The following is a 631-nucleotide window of genomic DNA, read 5'->3' as shown; positions in this document are numbered from 1 at the left end:
GGCTTAAAGATACCAGGCGTTTCCCCCTGGTGGCTCCCTCGTGCTCCCCCGCATTCCTGCCTTTCGGTTTACCGGTGTCATTCCGCTGTTATGGCCGCGTTTATCTCATTCCACGCCTGACACTCAGTTCCGCGAAGGCAGTTCGCTCCTGGATGGACTGTATGCACGAACCCCCCGTTCAGTCCGACTGCTGCGCCTTATCCGGTAACTATCATCTTGAGTCCAACCCGGAAAGACACGACTTATCGCCACTGGCAGCAGCCACTGGTAACTGATTTAGAGGAGTTAGTCTTGAAGTTATGCGCCTGTTAAGGCTAAACTGAAAGAACAGATTTGGTTACTGCGCTCCTCGTAAGCCAGTTACCACGGTTCAAAGAGTTGCTGCTCTGAGAACCTTCGAAAAACCGCCTTGCAGGGCGGTTTTTTCGTTTACAGAGCAAGAGATTACGACGCCACAGAAAGGATCTCAAGAAGATCCTTCACCGTAATGGAAATCTATCCAATCCGAGCACATAGGATACACATCGTTATAACGCTGGATCTGCGTGAATTCCAGCAGCAGCAAGAGAAAGACTTTCTACAAACCAGCTTACAGCAGGCTAAATTTAACCAGAAAAAAGCCGCTGAATTA

2 pseudogenes are annotated in these 631 nt (G+C 49.6%); both read left to right on the top strand.

Annotated elements, in window-relative coordinates:
* Window positions 1-275 (top strand): annotated as a pseudogene (locus ACMWLG_RS25885) (hypothetical protein); the annotation flags it as partial.
* Between the two features lie 254 nt (window positions 276-529).
* A pseudogene (gene pspF, locus ACMWLG_RS25880) lies at window positions 530-631 on the top strand (phage shock protein operon transcriptional activator); the annotation flags it as partial.

The sequence above is a fragment of the Enterobacter sp. 01-M-02-SI-ECC genome (assembly GCF_047530595.1).
In the GTDB taxonomy this organism is placed as follows: domain Bacteria; phylum Pseudomonadota; class Gammaproteobacteria; order Enterobacterales; family Enterobacteriaceae; genus Enterobacter; species Enterobacter cloacae_M.
The sequence above is the reverse complement of the archived record's forward strand: the minus strand, read 5'-3'. Positions and strand labels throughout refer to the sequence as shown.